16 protein-coding genes and 3 tRNA genes are annotated in these 24,032 nt (G+C 70.0%); 1 reads left to right on the top strand and 18 read right to left on the bottom strand.

The window, feature by feature from the left end:
• Nucleotides 1-292: 292 nt before the first annotated feature.
• The 10 genes from ABIA38_RS38420 to ABIA38_RS38375 form a co-directional block, all read right to left on the bottom strand.
• Nucleotides 293-790 carry a DUF4190 domain-containing protein gene (locus ABIA38_RS38420; RefSeq protein WP_424643616.1) on the bottom strand — a complete coding sequence of 166 codons (498 nt, stop codon included), beginning with the start codon at nucleotides 788-790 and terminating at the stop codon, nucleotides 293-295.
• A 153-nt stretch (nucleotides 791-943) separates the two neighbouring features.
• Nucleotides 944-4,819 (bottom strand): DNA-directed RNA polymerase subunit beta', encoded by a 3,876-nt coding sequence (locus ABIA38_RS38415; RefSeq protein ID WP_424643615.1) that lies wholly within the window; start codon nucleotides 4,817-4,819, stop codon nucleotides 944-946.
• A gap of 138 nt (nucleotides 4,820-4,957) precedes the next feature.
• On the bottom strand, nucleotides 4,958-8,437 hold the full coding sequence (gene rpoB / locus ABIA38_RS38410; protein ID WP_424643614.1) for a DNA-directed RNA polymerase subunit beta: 3,480 nt from the start codon (nucleotides 8,435-8,437) through the stop codon (nucleotides 4,958-4,960).
• 670 nt (nucleotides 8,438-9,107) lie between these two features.
• Entirely contained in the window at nucleotides 9,108-9,491 is a 384-nt protein-coding gene (gene rplL / locus ABIA38_RS38405; protein WP_424643613.1) for a 50S ribosomal protein L7/L12, read from the bottom strand.
• Nucleotides 9,492-9,585: 94 nt separating this feature from the next.
• Complete coding sequence (gene rplJ, locus ABIA38_RS38400) at nucleotides 9,586-10,149, bottom strand: 50S ribosomal protein L10 (RefSeq protein ID WP_424643612.1); 564 nt, start codon at nucleotides 10,147-10,149, stop codon at nucleotides 9,586-9,588.
• Between the two features lie 443 nt (nucleotides 10,150-10,592).
• Nucleotides 10,593-11,309: a 50S ribosomal protein L1 gene (gene rplA, locus ABIA38_RS38395; protein WP_424643611.1), complete on the bottom strand. Its 717-nt coding sequence runs from the start codon at nucleotides 11,307-11,309 to the stop codon at nucleotides 10,593-10,595.
• Between the two features lie 129 nt (nucleotides 11,310-11,438).
• A complete protein-coding gene (gene rplK, locus ABIA38_RS38390) occupies nucleotides 11,439-11,873 on the bottom strand; it encodes a 50S ribosomal protein L11 (RefSeq protein WP_020549250.1) in 435 nt (144 codons plus the stop codon).
• A gap of 170 nt (nucleotides 11,874-12,043) precedes the next feature.
• A complete protein-coding gene (gene nusG / locus ABIA38_RS38385; RefSeq protein WP_424643610.1) occupies nucleotides 12,044-12,910 on the bottom strand; it encodes a transcription termination/antitermination protein NusG in 867 nt (288 codons plus the stop codon).
• A 65-nt stretch (nucleotides 12,911-12,975) separates the two neighbouring features.
• Entirely contained in the window at nucleotides 12,976-13,302 is a 327-nt protein-coding gene (gene secE, locus ABIA38_RS38380) for a preprotein translocase subunit SecE (protein WP_424643609.1), read from the bottom strand.
• Nucleotides 13,303-13,422: 120 nt separating this feature from the next.
• Nucleotides 13,423-13,495 (bottom strand) — tRNA-Trp (locus ABIA38_RS38375).
• 330 nt (nucleotides 13,496-13,825) lie between these two features.
• Between ABIA38_RS38375 and ABIA38_RS38370 the strand changes: the two genes are divergently transcribed.
• On the top strand, nucleotides 13,826-14,899 hold the full coding sequence (locus tag ABIA38_RS38370; protein ID WP_424643608.1) for an adenosine deaminase: 1,074 nt from the start codon (nucleotides 13,826-13,828) through the stop codon (nucleotides 14,897-14,899).
• Between the two features lie 59 nt (nucleotides 14,900-14,958).
• Here ABIA38_RS38370 and ABIA38_RS38365 read toward each other — a convergent pair whose 3' ends face one another.
• From ABIA38_RS38365 to ABIA38_RS38330, 8 genes are all read right to left on the bottom strand, one after another.
• Complete coding sequence (locus tag ABIA38_RS38365; protein WP_424643607.1) at nucleotides 14,959-16,011, bottom strand: UDP-N-acetylmuramate dehydrogenase; 1,053 nt, start codon at nucleotides 16,009-16,011, stop codon at nucleotides 14,959-14,961.
• Between the two features lie 34 nt (nucleotides 16,012-16,045).
• A complete protein-coding gene (locus ABIA38_RS38360; RefSeq protein ID WP_424643606.1) occupies nucleotides 16,046-16,474 on the bottom strand; it encodes a MaoC family dehydratase in 429 nt (142 codons plus the stop codon).
• Nucleotides 16,475-16,476: 2 nt separating this feature from the next.
• Nucleotides 16,477-16,935, bottom strand: a complete 459-nt coding sequence (locus ABIA38_RS38355) for an FAS1-like dehydratase domain-containing protein (protein WP_424643605.1) — start codon at nucleotides 16,933-16,935, stop codon at nucleotides 16,477-16,479.
• A gap of 117 nt (nucleotides 16,936-17,052) precedes the next feature.
• Nucleotides 17,053-17,217, bottom strand: a complete 165-nt coding sequence (rpmG, locus tag ABIA38_RS38350; RefSeq protein WP_004571794.1) for a 50S ribosomal protein L33 — start codon at nucleotides 17,215-17,217, stop codon at nucleotides 17,053-17,055.
• Nucleotides 17,218-17,293: 76 nt separating this feature from the next.
• Nucleotides 17,294-17,369: transfer RNA gene (locus tag ABIA38_RS38345), tRNA-Met, on the bottom strand.
• 45 nt (nucleotides 17,370-17,414) lie between these two features.
• Nucleotides 17,415-17,487, bottom strand: a tRNA-Thr gene (locus ABIA38_RS38340).
• A 65-nt stretch (nucleotides 17,488-17,552) separates the two neighbouring features.
• The gene (locus tag ABIA38_RS38335; protein ID WP_424643604.1) at nucleotides 17,553-19,397 is read right to left on the bottom strand and encodes a hypothetical protein; all 1,845 of its coding nucleotides are present in this window, start codon (nucleotides 19,395-19,397) and stop codon (nucleotides 17,553-17,555) included.
• On the bottom strand, nucleotides 19,394-24,031 hold the full coding sequence (locus tag ABIA38_RS38330) for a DUF5682 family protein (protein WP_424643603.1): 4,638 nt from the start codon (nucleotides 24,029-24,031) through the stop codon (nucleotides 19,394-19,396). The genes ABIA38_RS38335 and ABIA38_RS38330 overlap by 4 nt, the downstream gene beginning before the upstream one ends.
• Nucleotide 24,032: the final 1 nt, after the last annotated feature.

Raw genomic sequence — 24,032 nt, 5'->3', positions numbered from 1 at the left:
GGGTCGGTCTCCAGTGCCCTCTCACGCACGCATCCCGAAGGGATTGCGGTGAGCGCAGGCACAAGAGCCCGGGGACACCCCAGGCACAAGGAGAGAGACTACCTACCACAGCAGCAGAGGTCAAAGCGAAAAGAAAGACCCCCGCCACGACATGGAATTCGGCGCTCGCACGCAGGTGGAGCACCGAATCGTTCAGGGCGGTACATCACCCTCCGAGCCCCACCGTACCCGGCATTGCGGCCGGAGGCGAACGAGCGCGCGAGCCGGGCCCCGGCGACGGCGGGGAGGTGACTCAGCCCACGCCGCCGAGCGCGCCGAGCAGGTTCAGGTAGTCGGAATAACCGTGGCCGTGCCTCGAGTCCAGGACGAGCACCACGATGCCCAGGGCCAGGAGGGCCATCCCGATCCAGCCCAGCACCACGCCGGCGATCGCCATGCCGCGGCCCTGCTGGCCGGTGCGCGCGGTCTGCGCCAGGGCGATGTGCCCGAAGATCACCGCGAGCAGGCTGCCCAGCCAGTAGAGCCACACGATGCCCAGGATCATCGACGCGATGGCCAGGCCGTTGGTGCCCGGCTGGGGCAGGTAGCCGCCGTAGCCGGGGTATTGGTGGTAGCCGTAGCCGTAGGGCGGCTGTTGCCCGTAGGGCGGCGCCTGGCCGTAGCCGTTCGGCGGCGGCTCCCCCGGCCCGGGGCCGTAGGGCGACGGCTGCCCGCCGTAGGGGCCCGGGCCGTCGCCGGCGTACGGCCGCTCGGGGTAGGGGCCGTACTCGGACCCGCCAGGGGTGCTCATGGGGTTCTCCCGCAGAGAGGACGGCGCGTACGCAGCATCGTCCCACCGATCGGGGCCGGTTGGGCAGGTCTCCGTACACCGGGTACGCGGATGCGACAGGGCCGCCACCCCGAAGGATGGCGGCCCTGTCACACGGCACCGGCTATGGGCGGATCAGCCCTGGTAGCCGCCGAAGTCGTACTCCTCCAGCGGGACGGCCTGGCCGGAGCCCGAGCCGAACGCGGAGTAGTCGGCCTCGTCGTACCCGGACATCGAGTACATCGCGGCCTTCGCCTCCTCGGTGGGCTCGACCCGGATGTTGCGGTAGCGGGGCATGCCCGTACCGGCCGGGATGAGCTTGCCCAGGATCACGTTCTCCTTCAGGCCGAGCAGCGGGTCCGACTTGGCGTGGATCGCCGCGTCGGTCAGCACTCGGGTGGTCTCCTGGAAGGAGGCCGCCGACAGCCACGACTCGGTGGCCAGCGACGCCTTCGTGATGCCCATCAGCTGCGGACGACCCGAGGCCGGGTGTCCGCTCTCGGACATCACCCGACGGTTCTCGGTCTCGAACCGGCCGCGCTCGACCAGCTCGCCCGGCAGCAGCTCGGCGTCGCCCGACTCGATGATCGTCACCCGGCGGAGCATCTGCCGAATGATGATCTCGATGTGCTTGTCGTGGATCGACACACCCTGCGAGCGGTAGACCTGCTGGACCTCCGCCACGAGGTGGATCTGCACCGCACGCTGGCCGAGGATGCGCAGCACGTCGTGCGGGTTGACCGCGCCGACGAGCATCTTCTGGCCGACGTCGACGTGGTCGCCCTCGTCCACCAGCAGGCGCGAGCGCTTGCTGACCGCGTACGCCAGTTCCTCGGAACCGTCGTCCGGGACCACCACGACCTTGCGGGTCTTCTCGGTGTCCTCGATCCGGACCCGACCGGCCGCCTCGCTGATCGGGGCGACACCCTTGGGGGTACGCGCCTCGAAGAGCTCGACGACACGCGGCAGACCCTGGGTGATGTCGTCACCGGCCACACCACCGGTGTGGAAGGTACGCATCGTCAGCTGGGTGCCGGGCTCACCGATCGACTGGGCGGCGATGATGCCGACCGCCTCGCCGATGTCCACCAGCTTGCCGGTGGCCAGCGAACGGCCGTAGCACATCGCGCACGTGCCGACCTTGGACTCGCAGGTCAGCACCGAACGTGTCTTCACCGACTCGACGCCCTCGGCGACGAGGTGGTTGATGATCACGTCGCCGAGGTCGGCGTTGGCCGGGGCCAGCACCTTGCCGTCGACGACGACGTCCTCGGCCAGGTTGCGGGCGTAGACGCTGGTCTCGACGTCGTCGTCCTTGCGCAGCACGCCGTCGGCGCCGCGGGTGGCGATCGACAGGACCAGGCCACGGTCGGTGCCGCAGTCCTCCTCGCGCACGATCACGTCCTGCGACACGTCCACCAGACGACGGGTCAGGTAACCCGAGTCGGCGGTACGCAGCGCGGTGTCGGCCAGACCCTTACGGGCACCGTGCGTCGAGATGAAGTACTCGAGGACGGACAGACCCTCACGGAAGGACGCCTTGATGGGACGGGGGATCGTCTCGTTCTTGGCGTTCGACACCAGACCGCGCATACCCGCGATCTGCCGCATCTGCATCATGTTTCCGCGAGCACCCGAGTCGACCATCATGAAGATGGGGTTCGTCTTGGGGAAGTTCAGGTTCATCGCCTCGGCGACCTCGTTGGTCGCCTTGGTCCAGATCTGAATCTGCTCCTGCTGCCGCTCGTCCTTGGTGATCAGGCCGCGCTCGTACTGCTTCTGGACCTTCTCGGCCTGGGCCTCGAAGCGCTCCAGGATCTCCTTCTTCGCCGGCGGGACGACGACGTCGGAGATCGAGACGGTGACCCCGGACCGGGTGGCCCAGTGGAAGCCGGCCTCCTTCAGGTTGTCCAGCGTCGCCGCCACGACCACCTTCGGGTACCGCTCCGCCAGGTCGTTCACGATGATCGACAAGGTCTTCTTGCCGATCTCCTCGTCGACGAACGGGTAGTCCGCCGGCAGGAGCTCGTTGAACAGCGCGCGACCGAGCGAGGTGCGCACGCGCAGCGGCGAACCGGGCTCCCAGCCCTCGGGGGCGACCCACCCGCGCGACGGGACGGTGCCCGCCGGCAGGCGCAGCTCGATCTTCGCCTGGAGGTCGAGCTCCCGGGCGTCGAACGCCATGATCGCCTCGGCCGTGGACGCGAAGGTGCGCCCGTCGCCCTTGGTGTTCTCCCGCTCGGAGGTCAGGAAGAACAGGCCGAGCACCATGTCCTGGGTCGGCATGGTGACGGGGCGACCGTCGGCCGGCTTCAGGATGTTGTTGCTCGAGAGCATCAGGATCCGGGCCTCGGCCTGCGCCTCCGCGGAGAGCGGCAGGTGCACGGCCATCTGGTCACCGTCGAAGTCCGCGTTGAACGCGGTGCACACGAGCGGGTGGATCTGGATGGCCTTGCCCTCGACGAGCTGCGGCTCGAACGCCTGGATGCCCAGACGGTGCAGCGTCGGTGCGCGGTTGAGCAGCACCGGGTGCTCGGCGATGACCTCTTCGAGCACGTCCCACACCACGGGGCGGGCGCGCTCGACCATGCGCTTGGCCGACTTGATGTTCTGCGCGTGGTTGAGGTCCACCAGGCGCTTCATCACGAACGGCTTGAACAGCTCGAGCGCCATGGCCTTCGGCAGACCGCACTGGTGCAGCTTGAGCTGCGGGCCGACGACGATGACCGAACGCGCGGAATAGTCCACGCGCTTGCCGAGCAGGTTCTGGCGGAAACGACCCTGCTTGCCCTTGAGCATGTCCGAGAGCGACTTGAGCGGCCGGTTGCCCGGGCCCGTCACCGGACGACCGCGGCGGCCGTTGTCGAACAGCGCGTCGACGGCCTCCTGGAGCATCCGCTTCTCGTTGTTCACGATGATCTCGGGGGCACCGAGGTCGAGCAGTCGCTTGAGCCGGTTGTTGCGGTTGATCACCCGGCGGTACAGGTCGTTCAGGTCGGAGGTGGCGAAGCGGCCACCGTCGAGCTGCACCATCGGACGCAGGTCCGGCGGGATCACCGGGACGCAGTCCAGGACCATGCCGTTGGGGCTGTTCCGGGTCTGCTGGAACGCGGAGACGACCTTGAGGCGCTTGAGCGCGCGGGTCTTCTTCTGGCCCTTGCCGGTGCGGATGATCTCGCGCAGCTTCTCGGCCTCGGCGTCGAGGTCGAACGACTCCAGCCGACGCTGGAGCGCCTGCGCGCCCATGCCGCCCATGAAGTACGTGCCGAACCGGTCCCGCATCTCGCGGAACAGGATCTCGTCGCCTTCCAGGTCCTGGACCTTGAGGTTCTTGAACCGGGTCCACACGTCGTCGAGCCGGTCCAGCTCGCGCTGGTTGCGGTCGCGCAGCTGCTTCATCTCGCGCTCGGCACCCTCGCGCACCTTGCGGCGGACGTCGGACTTGGCGCCCTCGGCCTCCAGCTCGGCGAGGTCGGTCTCGAGCTTCTTCTGGCGCTCTTCGACGCTGGCGTCGCGACGCTGCTCGATCTGCTGACGCTCGACCGAGATCTTGGCGTCGAGGGATGGCAGGTCGCGCTGACGACGCTCGTCGTCGACGTACGTGATCATGTACGCCGCGAAGTAGATGACCTTCTCGAGGTCCTTCGGGGCGAGGTCGAGCAGGTAGCCGAGGCGGCTGGGCACGCCCTTGAAGTACCAGATGTGCGTGACCGGCGCGGCGAGCTCGATGTGGCCCATGCGCTCACGACGCACCTTGGCGCGAGTGACCTCGACGCCGCAGCGCTCACAAATGATGCCCTTGAAGCGGACGCGCTTGTACTTGCCGCAGTAGCACTCCCAGTCCCGGGTCGGACCGAAGATCTTCTCGCAGAAGAGCCCGTCCTTTTCCGGCTTCAGGGTGCGGTAGTTGATGGTCTCGGGCTTCTTGACTTCACCGTGTGACCACTGGCGGATGTCGTCTGCGGTAGCGAGGCCGATACGCAGCTCGTCGAAGAAGTTGACGTCGAGCACTGTTTCGTCAATCCCTCTTTCGGGGTTTGGTCCCGGCGGTCACGGCGGGGGCTGTGCCGTGCACACCAGTGTGTGTCTTCATCAGGACTGGGGTCGAAATCCCGGGTCCGGCCGCGCGGCCGGACCCGGGAGGGAGCCTCAGACCTCTTCGACGCTGCTCGGCTCGCGCCGCGACAGGTCGATACCCAGCTCCTCCGCAGCGCGGAAGACGTCCTCGTCGGTGTCGCGCATCTCGATCGACATGCCGTCGCTGGAGAGGACCTCCACGTTGAGGCAGAGCGACTGCATCTCCTTGATGAGCACCTTGAAGGACTCGGGGATGCCCGGCTCCGGGATGTTCTCGCCCTTGACGATGGCCTCGTAGACCTTCACGCGGCCGAGGACGTCGTCGGACTTGATGGTCAGCAGTTCCTGGAGCGCGTAGGCGGCACCGTATGCCTCGAGTGCCCACACCTCCATCTCACCGAAACGCTGGCCACCGAACTGGGCCTTACCACCCAGCGGCTGCTGGGTGATCATCGAGTAGGGACCGGTCGACCGGGCGTGCAGCTTGTCGTCGACCAGGTGGTGCAGCTTGAGGATGTACATGTACCCGACCGAGACCGGGTGCGGGAACGGCTCGCCGGAGCGGCCGTCGTACATCTTCGCCTTGCCGGTGCCGTCGATCAGCCGGACGCCGTCGCGGGTCTTGTTGGTCGAGTCGAGGAGGCCGGTGATCTCCTCCTCGCGCGCGCCGTCGAAGACCGGGGTGGCGACGTTGGTGCCGGGGGCACCCTGGTCGGCCGCGATCGCCCGGAGGCGACCTTTCCAGTCCTCGTCGTCGCCCTCGACGCTCCAGCCGGTCTTGGCGATCCAGCCCAGGTGCGTCTCCAGGACCTGACCCGGGTTCATTCGGGACGGGACACCCAGCGGGTTGAGGATGATGTCGACCGGGGTGCCGTCCTCCAGGAACGGCATGTCCTCGACCGGCAGGATCTTCGAGATGACGCCCTTGTTGCCGTGCCGGCCGGCGAGCTTGTCGCCGTCGGTGATCTTGCGCTTCTGCGCGACGTAGACGCGGACCAGCTGGTTCACGCCCGGCGGCAGCTCGTCGCCGGCCTCGCGGTCGAAGACCCGGACGCCGATGACCTTGCCGGACTCGCCGTGCGGGACCTTGAGCGAGGTGTCGCGCACCTCGCGCGCCTTCTCGCCGAAGATCGCGCGGAGCAGGCGCTCCTCCGGGGTCAGCTCGGTCTCGCCCTTGGGCGTGACCTTGCCGACCAGGATGTCGCCGGGGACGACGTCGGCGCCGATCCGGATGATGCCGCGCTCGTCGAGGTCGGCGAGCACCTCTTCGGAGACGTTCGGGATGTCCCGGGTGATCTCCTCCGGGCCCAGCTTGGTGTCCCGGGCGTCGACCTCGTGCTCCTCGATGTGGATCGAGGAGAGGACGTCGTCCTGCACCAGCCGCTGCGACAGGATGATCGCGTCTTCGTAGTTGTGACCCTCCCACGGCATGAACGCCACGAGCAGGTTCTTGCCGAGGGCCATCTCGCCCTCTTCGGTGCACGGACCGTCGGCCAGCACCTGGCCGGCCTCGACCCGCGCGCCCTCGTCGACGACGACCTTCTGGTTGAAGGACGTGCCCTGGTTGGAGCGCATGAACTTCTGCACGCGGTACGTGGTGTACGTGGCGTCGTCGTTCATCACGGTGATGTAGTCGGCCGAGACGTCCTGGACCACACCGGGCTTCTCGGCGGTGATCACGTCGGCGGCGTCGACCGCGGCGCGGTACTCCATGCCGGTGCCCACCAGCGGGGACTCCGCCTTCAGCAGCGGCACGGCCTGGCGCATCATGTTCGAGCCCATCAACGCGCGGTTCGCGTCGTCGTGCTCGAGGAAGGGGATCATCGCGGTCGCGACCGACACCATCTGGCGCGGCGAGACGTCCATGTAGTCGACTTCGTCGCCGGGGATGTAGTCGATCTCGCCGCCGCGGCGACGGACGAGCACACGAGCCTCGGCGAAGACGTCGTCTTCCTTGAGCGGCGCGTTCGCCTGGGCGATGACGAAGCGGTCCTCCTCGTCGGCCGTCAGGTAGTCGATGCCGTCGGTGACCCGGCCCTCGACCACCTTGCGGTAGGGAGTCTCGACGAAGCCGAACGCGTTGACCCGACCGTAGGACGCGAGCGAGCCGATCAGACCGATGTTCGGGCCTTCGGGGGTCTCGATCGGGCACATCCGGCCGTAGTGCGACGGGTGCACGTCACGGACCTCGAAGCCGGCCCGCTCGCGGGAGAGACCACCGGGGCCCAGCGCGGACAGACGACGCTTGTGGGTCAGGCCCGACAGCGGGTTCGTCTGGTCCATGAACTGGGACAGCTGGCTGGTGCCGAAGAACTCCTTGATGGAGGCGACGACCGGCCGGATGTTGATCAGCGTCTGCGGCGTGATCGCCTCGACGTCCTGGGTGGTCATCCGCTCGCGAACGACACGCTCCATCCGGGCCAGCCCGGTGCGGACCTGGTTCTGGATGAGCTCGCCGACGTTGCGCAGGCGACGGTTGCCGAAGTGGTCGATGTCGTCGACCTCGACCACGATCTCCTGGCCCGAGGCGCCTTCCATCTCGGTCTCGCCGGCGTGCAGCTTGACCAGGTACTTGATGGTGGCGATGACGTCCTCGACGGTCATCACGCCGGCGTCCAGGGCCTGCTCGACGCCGAGCTTCTTGTTCACCTTGTAGCGGCCGACCTTGGCGAGGTCGTAGCGCTTCGGGTTGAAGTAGAGGTTCTCGAGCAGGGTCTGCGCGGCCTCGCGGGTCGGCGGCTCCCCCGGACGCAGCTTGCGGTAGATGTCGAGCAGCGCGTCGTCCTGGCCCTGGGTGTGGTCCTTCTCCAGGGTCTGCCGCATCGACTCGTACTGGCCGAACTCCTCGAGGATCTGCGAGTCGGTCCAGCCCAGCGCCTTCAGCAGCACGGTGACGCTCTGCTTGCGCTTGCGGTCGATGCGGACACCGACGGTGTCGCGCTTGTCGATCTCCAGCTCCAGCCAGGCGCCACGCGAGGGAATCACCTTCGCGCTGAAGATGTCCTTGTCGGACGTCTTGTCGACCTGGCTGTCGAAGTAGACACCCGGGGAGCGAACCAGCTGGGACACCACGACACGCTCGGTGCCGTTGATGATGAAGGTGCCCTTGTTCGTCATGAGCGGGAAGTCGCCCATGAAGACCGTCTGGCTCTTGATCTCGCCGGTCTCGTTGTTGGTGAACTCGGCCGTGACGAACAGCGGCGCCGAGTAGGTGAAGTCGCGCTCCTTGCACTCCTCGATGGAGTTCTTCGGAGGCTCGAACCGGTGGTCCCGGAACGTCAGGGACATCGAACCGGAGAAGTCCTCGATCGGGGAGATCTCTTCGAAGATCTCCTCGAGGCCGGACTTGGTGGGTACATCCTGTCCGCCCGCGAGGGCGGCCTCGACCCGTGCCTTCCACGCACTGTTGCCGAGCAGCCAGTCGAAGCTCTCGGTCTGCAACGCGAGAAGGTTCGGAACCTCCAGGGGTTCCCTGATCTTGGCGAAGGAGATGCGGAGCGGGGCAGTGGCGGCGCCGGGGTTGGTAGCGGAGGCGGTGCGCGAGGCGGCCAAGAGGGGTCCTTCCGAGGGCTCGGACTCACTATGCGCATACTGGACGGCCCGGGTTCATACACCGGGAGAAGTCAATAGGCAGCGCAAAGGGTCAGTGTAGCCACAAGGCACACCGCTGTCCAGCCCCTATGAAGGGCCGGTCCACCACCCGGATTCGCAAACCATCCGGCAACCGTGCTTCAGGGGTGCGTCCGAAGAATTGCGCGCCCCGATCCGTTCGTCAAGGGGTTGCTTTCCCCCTGACGGCCGACGGAACCCTTCCGAGCACCGAGAAAACCGGACCTCCGTCCCGAACTCGCGGCCTGCGGCGAGAGTCTCGTCACAGTGGCCGACCGAGTTCGCGAGGAGCCTCGGGAAGCCGGGAAAACACGGTAGTCCGCCGGTCCGACAACGGCCCGATCCGACGCCGCAAACTCGCCGCGCGCGCCGTGTCGCGCGCCCTCTCCGGGGCACGACGGCGCTGGTGCGAGGGGGTTCGGCGAGTGCTCAGAGTGTTGGGAGTATCACCCTTTCGAGCGAAGCCGAGAGAGGTATGTCCGACTCTGTCGGCCCGCCGCGCGGGTTCCTCGAAAGCGCCGGAGCGAGCCTGCCGAGTCCCGGAAAAGCCCGAAGGCGATCGCCCTGACGGACGATCGCCTTCGGTGCAGCCGCCCGAGTGGGCGGCGTCGAATTACTTGACCTCGACCGAGGCGCCGGCGCCTTCGAGCGCGGCCTTCGCCTTCTCGGCGGCCTCCTTCGAGACCTTCTCCAGGAGCGCCTTGGGGGCGGAGTCCACGAGGTCCTTGGCCTCCTTCAGACCGAGGCTCGTGAGCGCGCGCACCTCCTTGATGACCTGGATCTTCTTGTCGCCGGCACCCGTGAGGATGACGTCGAACTCGTCCTGCTCCTCGGGAGCCTCGGCAGCGGCGCCGCCGCCGGCCGGGCCGGTGATGACGGCGGCCGGGGCGGCGGCCTTGACGTCGAAGGTCTCCTCGAACAGCTTCACGAAGTCCGAGAGCTGGATGAGGGGCATGGCCTTGAACTCTTCGATGAGCTCTTCGTGGGTGAGCGCCATGATCGGCGGTCCTTCCTGATCGATTCGGCTGGTGCCGGGTGGTGTGGATGGGCGGGGGCGCTGCCCCCGGCGACCGTGGGTCGCGACTGCCGAACTACTCGGCGGTCTCGGCCTCGGCGGCGGGAGCCGGCTCGCCGGCACCGCCCTGCTCGACCTTCGCCCGAAGCGCGTCCGCGGTGCGGACGAACTCCGTGAGCGGAGCCTGGAAGGTCGCCGCGGCCTTGGCCATGGATCCCTTCATGGCGCCCGCCAGCTTGGAGAGCAGCACCTCGCGGGACTCGAGGTCCGCGAGCTTCTTGATCTCGTCGGCGCTGAGCGCCTTGCCCTCAAGGACGCCGCCCTTGATGACGAGAAGGGGGTGCGCCTTGGCGAAGTCACGCAGGCTCTTCGCGGCCTCCACGGGGTCACCCGTGACGAACGCGATCGCGGACGGGCCTTCGAGAAGCTCGTCCAGCTGATCGATGCCCGCCTCGTTGGCGGCGATCTTGGTCAGCGTGTTCTTCACCACGGCGTACTGCGCGTTCTCACCGAGCGAACGGCGCAGCTCCTTGAGCTGCGCGACGGTGAGCCCGCGGTACTCGGTCAGCACTGCGGCGTTCGAGTCACGGAACTGCTCCGTGAGCTCGGCGACCGCGGCCACCTTGTCGGGCCTCGCCATAGGGCTGGCCTCCTTCCGCGATGCGATTGCCGATCGACCGTGGCGGTCGATCGTGTGCCGGATGAATACGCCGGTCCGCGGGGGCGGAAGGAGTCCACATACGAAAAACGCCCCGGCGCAGGCGCCCGGGGCGTACATCCTCGACGCACGCGGAAATGCGCGGGCATCGGGGGTAACGTCTCACGTTCACACCTGCGCAGGTCGTCCGCGACGCGGAACCTTCGTTTGCCGACCCTGCCTTGCGGCACGGCGACAACGACCGACGGTCTTTGGCTTGCAGCCAAGGTACGGGACGGTGCTCGTTCGGAGCAAATCGCCTGGTCGGGGCCGCCGGCGCGGCGCTGCGCGGAGGCCGGGGCGGCGGCGCGACCACGACCGTCCCGTGACGCGCCGAGGCCCGGCACCCCGTGTGGGGGCCGGGCCTCGTTCGCGTGCGGGGCGGGTCAGACCGCCTCTTCCTCCGTCAGGAGGTTGCGGGTGCGGTTCGGGTCGACCTGGATGCCGGGGCCCATCGTGGTCGAGACGCCGACCTTCTTGATGTAGCGACCCTTGGCGGCCGACGGCTTCGCGCGGAGCACCTCTTCGAGGGCGGCGGCGTAGTTCTCGACGAGCTGGGCGTCGTCGAACGTCGTCTTGCCGATGATGAAGTGCAGGTTCGAGTGCTTGTCGACGCGGAACTCGATCTTGCCGCCCTTGATCTCGTTCACGGCCTTCGCCACGTCGGGCGTGACCGTGCCGGTCTTCGGGTTGGGCATCAGGCCACGCGGACCGAGCACGCGGCCCAGCCGGCCGACCTTGCCCATCAGGTCCGGGGTGGCGACGACGGCGTCGAAGTCGAGCCGACCCTTGGCGACCTCGTCGATGAGTTCGTCGGAGCCGACGATGTCGGCGCCCGCGGCCTTGGCCGCCTCGGCACGGTCACCGGTCGCGAAGACCAGGACCCGGGCGGTCTTGCCGGTGCCGTGCGGGAGGATGACCGTGCTGCGGACCATCTGGTCGGCCTTGCGCGGGTCGACACCCAGGCGCATGGCCACCTCGACGGTGCCGGCGAACTTGGTGGGCGAGGTCTCCTTGGCCAGTCGAACGGCCTCGAGCGGCGAGTAGAGGCGCTCGTGGTCGATCTTGGTGTCGGCCTCGCGGTAGGACTTGCTGCGCTTCACTGAAAGCTCCTGGAATTCTGAAAGGAGTTGTGGTGGGAGCGGGTCGCGCGGACCCTTCCACTCCGCGAGGTCATGGGCTGGTGCCCACGTCCTCGCGCTGTTTCGGTAGTGCCGGACTGCGGGGCTGGATCAGCCCTCGACCGTGATGCCCATCGACCGCGCGGTGCCGGAGATGATCTTCTCCGCGGCGTCGATGTCGTTGGCGTTCAGGTCGGCCATCTTGGTCTGCGCGATGCCGCGGATCTGCTCGCGGGTGACCTTGGCGACCTTGGTCTTGTGCGGCTCGCCCGAGCCCTTCTCGACACCGGCGGCCTTGAGGATCAGGCGCGCGGCCGGCGGCGTCTTCGTCACGAAGGTGAAGGAGCGGTCTTCGTAGACCGAGATCTCCACCGGGACGATGTCGCCACGCTGCGACTCGGTCGCCGCGTTGTAGGCCTTGCAGAACTCCATGATGTTGACGCCGTGCTGGCCCAGCGCGGGGCCGACCGGCGGGGCCGGCGTGGCTGCGCCGGCCTTGATCTGCAGCTTGATGATCGCTGACAGCTTCTTCTTCTTGGGAGGCATTTTCCGGGTCCTTCGACGAGATGTACGTCCCGATCACCACGCGGAGCGCGGACGTGTTCGGGCCCGCCACGCGGTGCGGCGCCCCCTCAACGATAACCACCGTTGTGAGGGCGCCTTGTCCACCACCCGGGCGCGACCCCGGCGAATCGGGGTCCCACCTGGGGGAAGTATCAGTTCTTCTGGATCTGGTTGAACGAGAGCTCGACCGGCGTCTCGCGCCCGAAGATCTCCACCAGGCCCTTGACCTTCTGCGAGTCGGCGTTGATCTCGTTGATCGTCGCCTGGAGCGTCGCGAAGGGGCCGTCGATGACGGTGACCGAGTCGCCGACCTCGAAGTCGAGCACCTTGACCTCGGTGGTGCTCTTCGAGCCGGCCGCGCCCGCCGCCGCCTTCTCCTCCTCGGGGGCGAGGATCTTGACGACCTCGTCGAGGGTGAGCGGGAAGGGCTCGTGCGCGTTGCCGACGAAGCCGGTGACGCCCGGGGTGTTCCGGACGGCGCCCCACGACTCGTTGGTGAGGTCCATCCGGACCAGCACGTAGCCGGGAAACTTGTTGCGCTTGACGGTCTTGCGCTGACCGTTCTTGATCTCGACGACCTCTTCCTGCGGCACCTCGACCTGGAAGATGTAGTCCTCCATGTTGAGCGAGGTGGTGCGGGACTCGAGGTTGGCCTTCACCCGGTTCTCGTAACCGGCGTACGAGTGGATGACGTACCACTCGCCCGGGGCGCGGCGGAGCGCGTCCTTGAAGTCCTCCGCCGGGTCGCCCTCGGGGGCGTCCTCGGGTTCGGCGTCGTCGTCGCCCTCGGCGGCGTCGTCCGCGAACTCGTCGTCGGCGGCGTCGTCGAGCTCGGCCTCCGCGCCCTCGGCGTCGTCCTCGGTGGCCTCGGCGTCTTCCACTTCGTCATCGGTGGAGACGGCCGGGGCCTCGGCCGCGTCCTCGAGAGCGGTGCTCTCGAGAGCTGCGGCCTCCGCCTGCTCCGACAGGGCCACCGTCTCATCGGCGGAGTTGTCGGCGGACAGGTTCGGGTCAGACACGTTGGGTGCTTCTTCCTGGCTGGGGGTCGAACGGTCGGTGCAGGTGCGCCGCGAAGGGAGGCGGCTCAGCCGAAGATGGCGAGCGCGGCCTTCGCGAAGCCGAGGTCGAGTCCGTAGACGAGGCCGATGATCATCAGACAGAACACGATGACCACCGTGGTGTACGTGGTCAGCTCGTTGCGGGTCGGCCAAACGACCTTGCGCAGCTCGGCGATGATCTGCCGGTAGAAGAGAGCCGCCCGCGCGAACAGGTTTTTCTTCTTCTGCTCCGGCTTGCCCGAATTACCCTTCGGGCGATTCGTCCGGCGACCGCCGGGGGGCACGTCGTCGGAGCCGTGGCCATCAGAGCTGCTGTGCTCAGGCGTAGCCGTGGAGCCGTGGGCCTCCGTCAACTCGTCCTCACCTGATCCGGTTCCGACCGTGGATCACCGACGGGGTTGTCGGCGCCGACAGTTTGCGCTGACTGCGTACGAGTCGTCATCGATCCGTGGATCGATCACGGTCGCACATCGCAGGGCACGAGGGACTTGAACCCCCAACCCCCGGTTTTGGAGACCGGTGCTCTGCCAATTGAGCTAGTGCCCTTCACGTGGTCACCAACCTAGCGGAGACACCGGCCCGAGAACACAAGGTTTTCGGGCGCGGCAGCATGCAGGTTGGGACCGCCAAGCGTCGAGTGTACGGGGTCGAGTGCGTCAGGTCGAACCCATGCCGCGGTGGCGGTCGGTTCGGTCGCCCGGGTGGTGGATCCGGGTGCCGATCCGGGTGCCTCCGTCGGAGCCGGAATCGCAGGATGGCGAAGCGAGGCGGCCGGCGGGTCTGTTCATGTGGTGGGCCCCGAAGTTTCGGTTCTCCTTCAGGGGATGATCCGCGGTACCCCACACAGGCGCCGGGTCGGTGGTCCATGATCTGTGGATGGATCGTCCCGCACGCGATGTCCGCACCCTCCCGAAGGCTCATCTCCACCTGCACTTCACGGGATCCATGCGGTCGGAAACCCTGTTGGAACTGGCGGATCTGCACGGAGTGCGGCTCCCCGACTCGTTGACGTCGGGTCGGCCACCGCGATTGCGGGCCACCGACGAGCGGGGCTGGTTCCGGTTCCAGCGGCTCTACGACATCGCGCGCTCGTGTGTGCGCACTCCCGACGACATGCATCGGCTGGTGCGCGAGGCGGCCGAGGACGATCGGGCCGAGGGGTCGGGCTGGCTGGAGATCCAGGTCGATCCCACGTCGTACGCCCCTCGCCTGGGCGGGTTGACGCCGGCGGTGGAGGTCGTGCTCGACGCGGTGGACGCGGCGCGGGCGGCGACCGGGATCGGCATCGCCGTGGTGATCGCGGCGAACCGGACCAAACATCAATTGGAGGCGCGGACGCTCGCCCGGCTCGCGGCGCAGTACACCGATCGTGGGGTGGTCGGGTTCGGGCTGTCCAACGACGAGCGGCGGGGGCGGGCGCCGGCGTTCGAGCGGGCCTTCGAGATCGCCCGGCACGCCGGGTTGTTCGCGAATCCGCACGGTGGCGAGTTGGACGGGCCGCGGAGCATCCGGGAATGCGTGGACGTGTTGGGGGCGCGGCGGCTCGGGCACGGGATCCGGGTGGTGGAGGATCCCGAGTTGATGGCGCTGCTGGCTCGGCGGCGGATCGTCTGCGAGGTGTGTCCGGCCTCGAACGTCGCGCTGGGCGTCTATGACAAGCCGGCGGACGTGCCGCTGCGGAAGTTGTTCGACGCGGGCGTGCCGATTGCGTTGGGGGCCGACGATCCGTTGTTGTTCGGGTCGCGGTTGGCCGCGCAGTACGAGTTGGCGCGGGACGAACACGGGTTCACGGACTCGGAGTTGGCGGAGCTCGCGCGGCAGTCGATTTTGGGGTCGGTGGCGCCGGCGGCGGTCCAGCGCGGGTTGTTGGACGGGGTCGATGGGTGGCTGGCTTCGGCTGAGGTGGGGGTTGGGGCAGGATATGTGCCCGCCCGCCCACCCGTTGCGTAAGGAGGATGGCTGCGGGATTTGCTGCCGGTGGCGCGATTCGGCTCCGCGCCCGGGTGGGGTCAGAGTTTGGTGTTGATCAGGACCGGTTCGTTGGTCAGGGTGATGCCGAAGGTGGTGGCTACTCCTGCCTGGACCTCTCTGGCCAGGGTCAGGAGGTCTTCGGTGGTGGCCTTGCCTCGGTTGGTCAGGGCCAGGGTGTGCTTGGTGGAGATCCTCGCTTCGCCTTGGCCGTAGCCCTTGGTGAAGCCCGCCCGTTCGATCAGCCACGCCGCGGAGGTTTTCACGTGGTCGGGGCCGGAGGGGTATCGGGGCGGGGTTTGCTCGGGGCCCAGGTGGGTCGCGGCTCTGCTGGTCAGGGCCGCGAAGGCCGCGTGGGTGAGGATCGGGTTGGTGAAGAAGGAACCCGCGCTCCAGGTGTCGTGGTCGGCCGGGTCCAGGACCATGCCTTTGGCGCGGCGGAGGGCGAGGACGGCCGTACGGGCTTCGGTGACGGGGACCCGGTCGCCCGGTTCCACGCCGAGTGTGCGGGCCAGTTCGGCGTATCGGATGGGGGCTGATTCGGCCGCGTCGTCGTGTAGGCGAAAGCGCACGCGCAGGACGATGTAGCGGTCGTCGGCCTTGAAGATGCTGTGCCGGTAGGTGAAGCCGCAGTCGGCGGCGGGCAGGACGCGTACCACGTCTTGCGTGCGGTCGTAGACCTCGACCGTGGTGATCGTTTCGGCGACTTCCTGGCCGTAGGCGCCGACGTTTTGGACCGGGGTCGCGCCGGCGCTGCCCGGGATGCCCGCGAGGCATTCGATGCCGGACAGGCCGGCCGCGACGGCGGCGGTGACCACGTCGTCCCACGGGACGCCGGCCTCGACGGTCACGTCGGTGCCGTCGATGGTCAGGCCGGTGGTGGCGATCCGCAGGACCTCGCCGGGGAAACCCTCGTCGCCGACCACCAGGTTGCTGCCGCCGCCGAGCACGAGCAACGGGGTGCCCTGCTCGTCGGCGGCGCGTACGGTCGCCAGGATCGCGTCGGTGGTCGTGGCCGTGTGGAGCCGACGAGCCGGGCCGCCGAGGCGGAGGGTGGTCAGGGCGGCGAGGGGCGCGTCGGGTTCAGGCTGCACCGTTGGATTCTCGCATTGGTGGTAGGGGTCGGGTTCAGGCGAGTTGCACGATGGCTCTGGGCAGGCCCAGGACCTTGGTGCCGGCGGCGGTGACCACCAGGTCGACGCGGGCGCGGCGGTCGTCCAGGAGTACCGCGACCTTGCCGGCGACCTCGATGGTCGCACCCTCGGCGGTGTCGGGGACCACGACCGGCTTGGTGAAGCGCACGCCGAACTCGATCAGGGCACCCGGGTCGCCCAGCCAGTCGGTGACCACGCGGGCGGCCTCGGCCATGGTGAACATCCCGTGCGCGATCACGTCCGGCAGGCCGACCTCGGCGGCGAAGCGGCCGTTCCAGTGGATCGGGTTGAAGTCGCCCGAGGCACCGGCGTAGCGGACCAGCGTCTCGCGAGTGACCGGGAAGCTGCGTGCGGGCAGTTCGGTGCCGACCGCGACGTCGTCGAAGGAGATCTTGGCGGTCATGGTCAGGCCTCCGAGTCGGCCGCGACGCGGGCCACCAGGGTCGAGAGCGCGGTGACGATGTGCTCGCCCTCGACGGTGGTCACCTCGGCGCGGGTGGTGAGGATGTCGTTGCCCGCGAGGGACTTGATGTTGTCCACGGTGGTCACCACGGTCAGCCGGTCACCCGCGCGGACCGGGCGGGTGTGGGTGAACTTCTGGTCGCCGTGCACCACGCGCGAGTAGTCCAGGCCCAGCTCGGGGTCGTAGACCACCTGGTCGGCGGCGCGCATGGTGACCACGATCGCGAAGGTCGGCGGCGCGATCACGTCCGGGTGGCCGAGCGCCTTGGCCGCCTCGGGGTCGTGGTACGCCGGATCGTGATCGCCGATCGCGGCGGCGAACTCGCGGATCTTCTCTCGGCCCACCTCGTACGGCTCGGTGGGCGGATAGGTCCGCCCGATGAACTTCGCGTCCAGCGGCATGAAGCGGTTCTCCCTGGTGGGTGGCGGGCCGGGGTGTGGGTGACGCCGGTGAGGATACGACAACGAGGCCACCCCCCTGGTGGGGAGTGGCCTCGTCGGTGTCGCGGTGCGAATCGCCTAGCGGGTTTCGCGGTGCGCGGTGTGCGCGTTGCAGCGGGGGCAGTGCTTCTTCATCTCGAGGCGATCCGGGTCGTTACGCCGGTTCTTCTTCGTGATGTAGTTCCGCTCCTTGCACTCCACGCAGGCCAGCGTGATCTTCGGGCGGACGTCGGTGGCAGCCACTGGAGTGCCTTCCTTGCGGTCAGGGGTGAATACAGCAAAAGCAGCCGATGCGGAGTCTCCCCCGAATCGGCTCGCTTGGTAGCGGCGACCGGACTTGAACCGGTGACACAGCGATTATGAGCCGCTTGCTCTACCGACTGAGCTACGCCGCCTCGACGAGGCCCCCACCTGTTTCCAGGCGGGGATCCCATCGTCTGAGCCCCAATACGGAATCGAACCGTAGACCTTCTCCTTACCATGGAGACGCTCTACCGACTGAGCTATTGGGGCGAGCAGGAAAACCATACACGCTGCCTGTCACCGATCGGAAATCGATTGGCGCAACGCCCCCGACACTACTCGCCGGTGGACCAAACCGCCCTGGTCAGGGCCCCTTCCACGGTTTGCGCGTAGACCGCGGCGGCCAACCACGCAGCGGACAAAAGGTCGTTGTCGCCCGCGCGAAGACGCCCGAAAACATCCCGTTCGCGGCCCGCCGCGACGTGCGTCAGGTGCTCGACCAGGACCGCCCCCGTGGTCAGCCCGACCGCGCGCAGTCGGGCGCTGTCGCCGGCGGTGGAGCCGGCCAGGGCGAGCACCGGTCGGCCGCCGCTGATCGCGCGTTCGACGTGACGGTGCATCAGGTATAGCGGCGCGGGCGGGAGTTCCTCGGCCGGTTCGGGGTGGGTGGCGGCGACCTCGGCGGGCGGGAGGTCGGCGCGGTGCAGTCGCTCCAGGCCGAGGTCGATGCGGCCCAGGCGGTCCTCGGGCAGTCGCAGGGTGGGGCCCTCGCCGGGTGGGACACCTACGGCGAGCACTCGGACGGCGCGGTCGACGCCGGGTTCGAGTCGGCCGATCAGCCGCAGTCGCAGGCCGGGTCGGCCGGCCAGCAGGCGCAGGTTGTCCCGGTAGGCGAAGGCGGGGTCGGCGTGCGCGACCAGGAGGTGGACATCGAGCCCGGCGCAGTCGGCGAGTGCGCGGTCCCCGGCGCCGGGGGTGGTGCCACGCACGGTGACGTCGAGGAAGAGCAGGTCGGCCCCGGCGGGGCGGTCGTCGGGGGGCAGGTCGCGGTGGCCCACGACGCGGTCGATCTGGGCGGGCAGTGGCATCTCCCACAGCGCGGCGAGCGGCTCGTCGGTCCAGGCCACGCCGCTCGCGCGGGCGGCGCGGACGCCCTGGCCGGCGCCGAGTCGGCCGTTGGCGGACACCGTGGCGCCGGAGACGACGAGACCGGCGCGGGTGAGCGCGACCGGGTCGATCGAGGTGTCGCCGACCCGGATCGCGCGGGTCGCGGCGCCGACCGCACGTTCGGCGCCACCGGGGGCGACGTCGCCGATGGTGCGCAGGGTGCCGGCGGGGTCGACGGTGGTGGTCACGGCGCCGGCGAAGCCGCGGGCGGTGAGTACGGGTTCGGTGTACAGGCCGTACAGACGCAGCGAGCCGGCCGGGGTGTAGGCACGGCGGGAGGTGCCGCGGAGCAGGTCGAGCGGCGGGGTGAGTGATCTGCCGTCGGGCCGGGGTGGGGTGCGCAAGGCGTGGGCCACGTCGAGCAGTTCGCGTAGTGCGGCGACCAGTTCGGCGAGGTGGTACGCGGGGTCGCGGTCGCGGGCGGCGCGCAGGCCGGTGGCGACCGCGACGGCGGCGGCGGACGCGCGGTGCAGGCCGGCCAGGCGGGCGGTGTGCGCGGCGCGCAGCAGGCCGGCCTGGAGTACCGCCCCGGCGGAGTCGACGCCGGCGTCCACGATCGCGGCGCCGGCGGTCCAGAGGGCGTCGGCGGCGGCGTGTTCGGCGGGGGTGGGGATGTCGGCGGGGGTGGGGATGTCGTCGGGTTCGGGCGGGAGTCGGGCATCGGCCGGGGGTGGGGAATCGGGTCGGGGGTCGGGGTCCGGGGTGTCGGAGGTCGGGGCCGCGTCGGCTACCGGGGCTGCGGCGGCGACGGCGGCGCGGTGTACGCAGGCCGGGGCGAGCAGGCACGAGCAGCGCAGGTCGGCGGTGGTGGTGACGGCGCCGGTCGGGATGTACAGGGTCAGTTCGGCGTCCTCGCCGACGGTGATCCGTACCGTGTCGCCGTCGTGTTCGATCGGGCACGCGGCGAGTTTGCCGATCGCGGCGTCCAGGCGTTTGCGCAGGCGCGGGGTGAGGGCCTCGACGATGTCCGCGGTGACGTCGGGCGCGACGGGGGGCAGGTCCCGCGTACTCATCGGACCTTCTCTCCGACCCAGCGGGCCAGTTCGGTGGGGCTCAGGGCGGCGACGGGCATGCCGGCGGCGACGAGTCGGCCGGCCACGGCGGTGGAGTAGCGCGGGCGGCCGGTGTCGTCCAGGCTCGCGCAGCCGAGGACGTGGCAGCCGGAGGAGGCCAGCGCGCGTACCTCGGCAAGCAGGCCGCCGAGCGGGTAGCCCTCCTCGAAGTCGCTGATCAGCGTGATCAGGGTGCGCGAGGGCACGGTGACCAGGTCCCGGGCGGCGCGCAGCCCGGCGGCGATGTGCGTGCCGCCGCCGACCTCGACCTCCAGGAGCAGGCCGAGCGGGTCGTGGACGTGGTCGGTGAGGTCGATCACCTCGGTGGAGAAGGCCAGGAAGTGAGTACTCAGGGACGGGACGCCGGCCAGGATCGACGCGGTGAGCGCGGACCAGATGGTCGACGCCTCCATCGAGCCGGACACGTCGACGACCAGGATCAGCCGCCAGTCGTTGCTGCGGCTCGCTCGGGTGCGGAAGATCGGCTTCTCCGGGACCACGACCACGGAGCCGTCGGTGGTACGGCGGGTGGTGGTGAGGTTGGCGCGGAGAGTGCGGGGCAGGTCGAGTGCGCCGCCGGGGCGGCGGGTGGGGCGTGGGGTGGTGATGCCGGTGAGGGTGGGGCGCATCCGGGTGGCGAGTTCGCGGGTGAGTTCGGCGACGATCCGGGCGATCAGCGGGCGCAGGCGGGCGAGTTTGGCCTCGGGGAGGCCGCCGGCATGGGCCAGTACGGTCTTGAGCAGGTCGACGGAGGGGCGGGCGGCGGCGGGGTCGAGGTGGGTGAGGACGTCGGTGCGGCCCGCTGACGCGGCGGCGGCCAGGACTTCCTCGCGGACGCTGGGGCCGAACAGGGCGCTCAGTTCCTCGGACCACTCGCGGACGCCCGGGTAGGGGGCTTCGCGGCCTCCTCCGGGGGCGTTGGTCAGGTCGGCGCGGGAGCCTTCGCCCTTGCCGGTGCCGTATAGCTCGTCGAGCGCGGTGGCCATGCGGGCGGTGTTGCCCTGGAGGCGGGTGGTGCGGCGGCCGAGGATCAGGCTCCAGCGGTGGGTGGGGGGTAGTTCTTGGTTTTGTGCCCACCCGCCCACCCGTTGCGCGAGGTGTACGGGCTGCGGTTCTACGGCGTCGGCCGGGCTGTTCCGGCCTTGCGGCCGATCGGCGGGGGTGGGCTGCGCAGGCTGCGCGGGCTCGGGGGCGGCGGTCGGCGACGGTTCGCGGGTGGTGGGTGCGGGTGTGGATGTGGTGGACGCGGGCTGTGCGGGTTCCGGGCCGGCGGGTGTGGGGACGGTGAGCGTCGATGGTCCGGGGTCGGTGGGCGCGGACGCCGACGACGCGGACTCGGGTGCGGAGATCGGCGACGGTTCGCGGGTGGTGGGCTCGGCGGTGGCGGTCGCGGTCGCGGTGAGAGTCGATGGTCCGGGGTCGGTGGGCGTGGATGTGGTGGGTGTGGTGGTTGCCGGCGTCGAGGTTGTGGGCGTGGCCGGCGTGGGGGTGGTGGGGAGTAGGCCGCGTCTGGTCAGGGTTTCGTGGGCGGTCAGGTCGGCGGTGGTCCAGCGGGCGCGTTCGATGGGGTCGAGGTCGGATTCGATGCGGTCGCCCAAGTGGTCGGCCACCGCGTCGAGTACGCGGTCGCGGGCGGCGGGGCTGAGTGTGTCGAAGCCGCCGCGCAGCGCCGGGAGGCGGTCGAGGAACGGGCGGTCGGGGAGGGTGTCGACGCGGTCCAGGAGCGGAGTCAGGACCGGGCCGCCGGCTTGCAGCAGGGGGCCCGCGGCGGTCAGCAGGCCGGTGAGTCGGCGGGTCAACTCGGCCCGGGCCGCGGACGTGGTCGCAGTGTCCAGCCACGAGCCGATCCGGTCGCCCAGGGTCGCGGCGTCCTCCTGGCCGAGCAACACCCGGACCGCACCGGCGGCGGCGGACATCAGTGGCGAGCCGTCGGCGGCCAATCGGGCCAGCCCGGCGCTCAGTCGCACCCCGCCGAACACGTCGGCACGCGCCGCCAGATCGGCCAGCGCCCGGGCATCGGCCGGATCGTCCGACCCGGTCAGCCCGTCGAGATGACGAACCGCGGCGGTGAGCAGGGTCCGGGTGATCTCCTCGTTCCCGACGGCGTGGAGGGCGGCTTCGGACGTCGGGTCGACCTCTCCCCCGCCGGCGGCGGGCCTGGTGACCTCGGAAGCCGCCGTGGTCTCCCGGGACTTGGTGGCGAGGGACGTCGAAGCGCCGTCGGGCCCTGCGGCTTCGGGTGGCGTGGGCGCCGAGTCGTCGGTGGTTCGGAACCCGGGAGCCTGGGGAGGCGGCGACGCGGCGGCTCCCCGAGAGTCGTGGGCCCCGCCCGGACCGCCCGGCGCGTCGGTCGCACCCGACGCCGACCCGGCCGGGAACGGCGAGGCGGCAGTGGCCTGCCGGGACTTGGGGGCGGCGGATGTCGAACAGCCCTGTGGGCTCGTGGCTTCGGATGGCCCGGGGACCCCGGCCGGACCGCCCGATCCGTCGGTCGCGCCCGGCGCCGACGTGGTCGGGAACAGCGAGGCGACGGTGCCCTGCCGGGACTTGGTTGCGGCGGATGTCGAACGGCCTTGTGGGCTCGTGGCTTCGGATGGCCCAGGGGCCCCGGCTGGACCGCCCGATCCATCGGTCGCACCCGACGCCGACCCGGCCGGGAACGGCGAGGCGACGATGGCCTGCCGGGACCCGGGGGCGGCGGACGACGAACGGCCCGCTGAGCCCACGGCTTCGGATGGCCCGGGGGCCCCGGCCGGACCGCCCGATCCATCGGCCGCACCGGACGCCGATCCGGCCGGGAACGGCGAGGCCACGGTGCCCTGTCGGGGCTTGGGGGCGGCGAGCGGCGTGTTTTGCCCGGGGTCTATGGCTTCGGGGGGAGTGGTCGGGGCGGTCGGCGTGTTGCGCGTGAAGGTGCCCAAGTGGCCGGCGTGGATTCGGTCGGTGAGGGTCAGGGCGGTCAGGAGGTTGGGGAGGGTGGCGATGGTGGGGAGAATTGTGGCGGTTTCGGTCAGGCGGGTCTTGGTCAGGGCTTCCAGGCCGCAGGCTGCGGCGCGTTCCAGGCCGGTGAGGATTTGGTCGGCGGTGGGGCCGCCTTCGGACAGTTCGCGGTGGTGTTGTTCGCGGAGCGTGCCTTCGGCGGCCTGTTCGGGGGTGATGCCCTTCGTGCCGGTTGCGTCGAGTAGGGCTGCCGTGGACGGGGTCCAGCGGACTCGCCAGCGGGTGGTGACCGCGTCTGCGCCTGCGGTGCCTACGACTTGCATTGGTTCCGCGTAGGGGATTCGGCAGGTGTGGAGTTGTTGCAGGAGGAGTTCGCGGCGGTGGTCGAGGTCGCTGCGGAGGGGGTCCAGGCGTAGGTCGCGTTCGGTGGGGTGGGTCGGGTCCGGGAGGTTGAGGGCGGCCAGTCGGCGCTCCACCTCCGGGCCCAGGCCGGCGCGCGGGGCCTTCGCGGTCGGGCGGCCGGCGCGCTTGCCGACCAGGACTCGTTCCAGGGCGCGGGCCACCGAGCGGCCTCGGCCCAGGGTTTCGCCGTGGGTGAGGACTGTTTGGACCGCTTCGAGGAGTTCGCCTCGGCCGGCGGCAGGCAGGCCGCGCAGGTTGGCCAGGTCGCCGGCGAGGCGGACGATTTCCCGGGCGTCGGCCGGGCCGCTGGGGTGGCCTTCGCGGCGCAGTTCGGTGCAGATGCGGACCGCGGTGGCGATCAGCACCTCGTGGAGCGCGGTTGGGTCCCCGGCCGATTCGAATACGGACTGCTGCCACTCCGGGTCGCGGATGCCGGCCGGGTAGCCGGAGCGGGCGTCCAGGAGGGGGTAGGTGTACGGGATCAACGACATCGCGACGTCGGTGACGTCGGTGACATCGGTGAGTTCGGCAGGCCCCGGGAGCTCCGGGGGCTCCGGGTGGTCGTCGAGCAGCGCCGGGGCGTGGAATGCGCCGAGTACGACGGCGGCGCGCGCGCCCGATGCCGTCGCCTCGCGCAGCGTGTACCGCATCCATGCCTCGCGGCGCAGGTCGACCGGGTCGACCGGGCCCGCGTCGCGGCGCAGCGCCCAGCCGACGGTCAGCGCGGCGCGGCGGATCGCCTCGGCGCTCGAACCGGGTGCGGTGGCCTCGACCAGCCGGTCCCACAGGTCGTCGCCGGCCCGCCCGGTGAGCCGATCCCGCAGCACCGCGTGCAGGCCGCCGGCGGCGGCGGAGGACGGCGCGCTGTCCGTACGATCCCAACCGGGGTGGCCCAGCGGGAGGTCGCACGGGAGTGCCGGGACGCCGTTGCGGGCGGCCCAGCGCAGTGCGGCCAACTCGGGCGAGAAGTCCGCGAACGGGTAGAAGCCGAGCCCGTTCGGCCCGGTCCCGGCCAGCGCGATCGGCGCGCGCGTGTCCTGGTGCGCAAGCCAGCCCAGCCAGGGCGCGGCCTCCTGCGGCAGTTCGACCAGGACCACGTCGGGTCGCGCCGCGTCGAGCAGCGCGGGGATGGCAGCGGCCAGCGACGGGGCGTGGTGGCGGACGCCGATCAGGTACGGCTGCCGGGACGCGGCCAGGCGCGCGGCGGCCGGACGGGCCTCGTCGATGGGCCCGTCCGTATGCGTGGTGGACACC

It is taken from the genome of Embleya sp. AB8, assembly GCF_049739465.1.
Classification (GTDB): Bacteria; Actinomycetota; Actinomycetes; order Streptomycetales; family Streptomycetaceae; genus Embleya.
The sequence above is the reverse complement of the archived record's forward strand: the minus strand, read 5'-3'. Positions and strand labels throughout refer to the sequence as shown.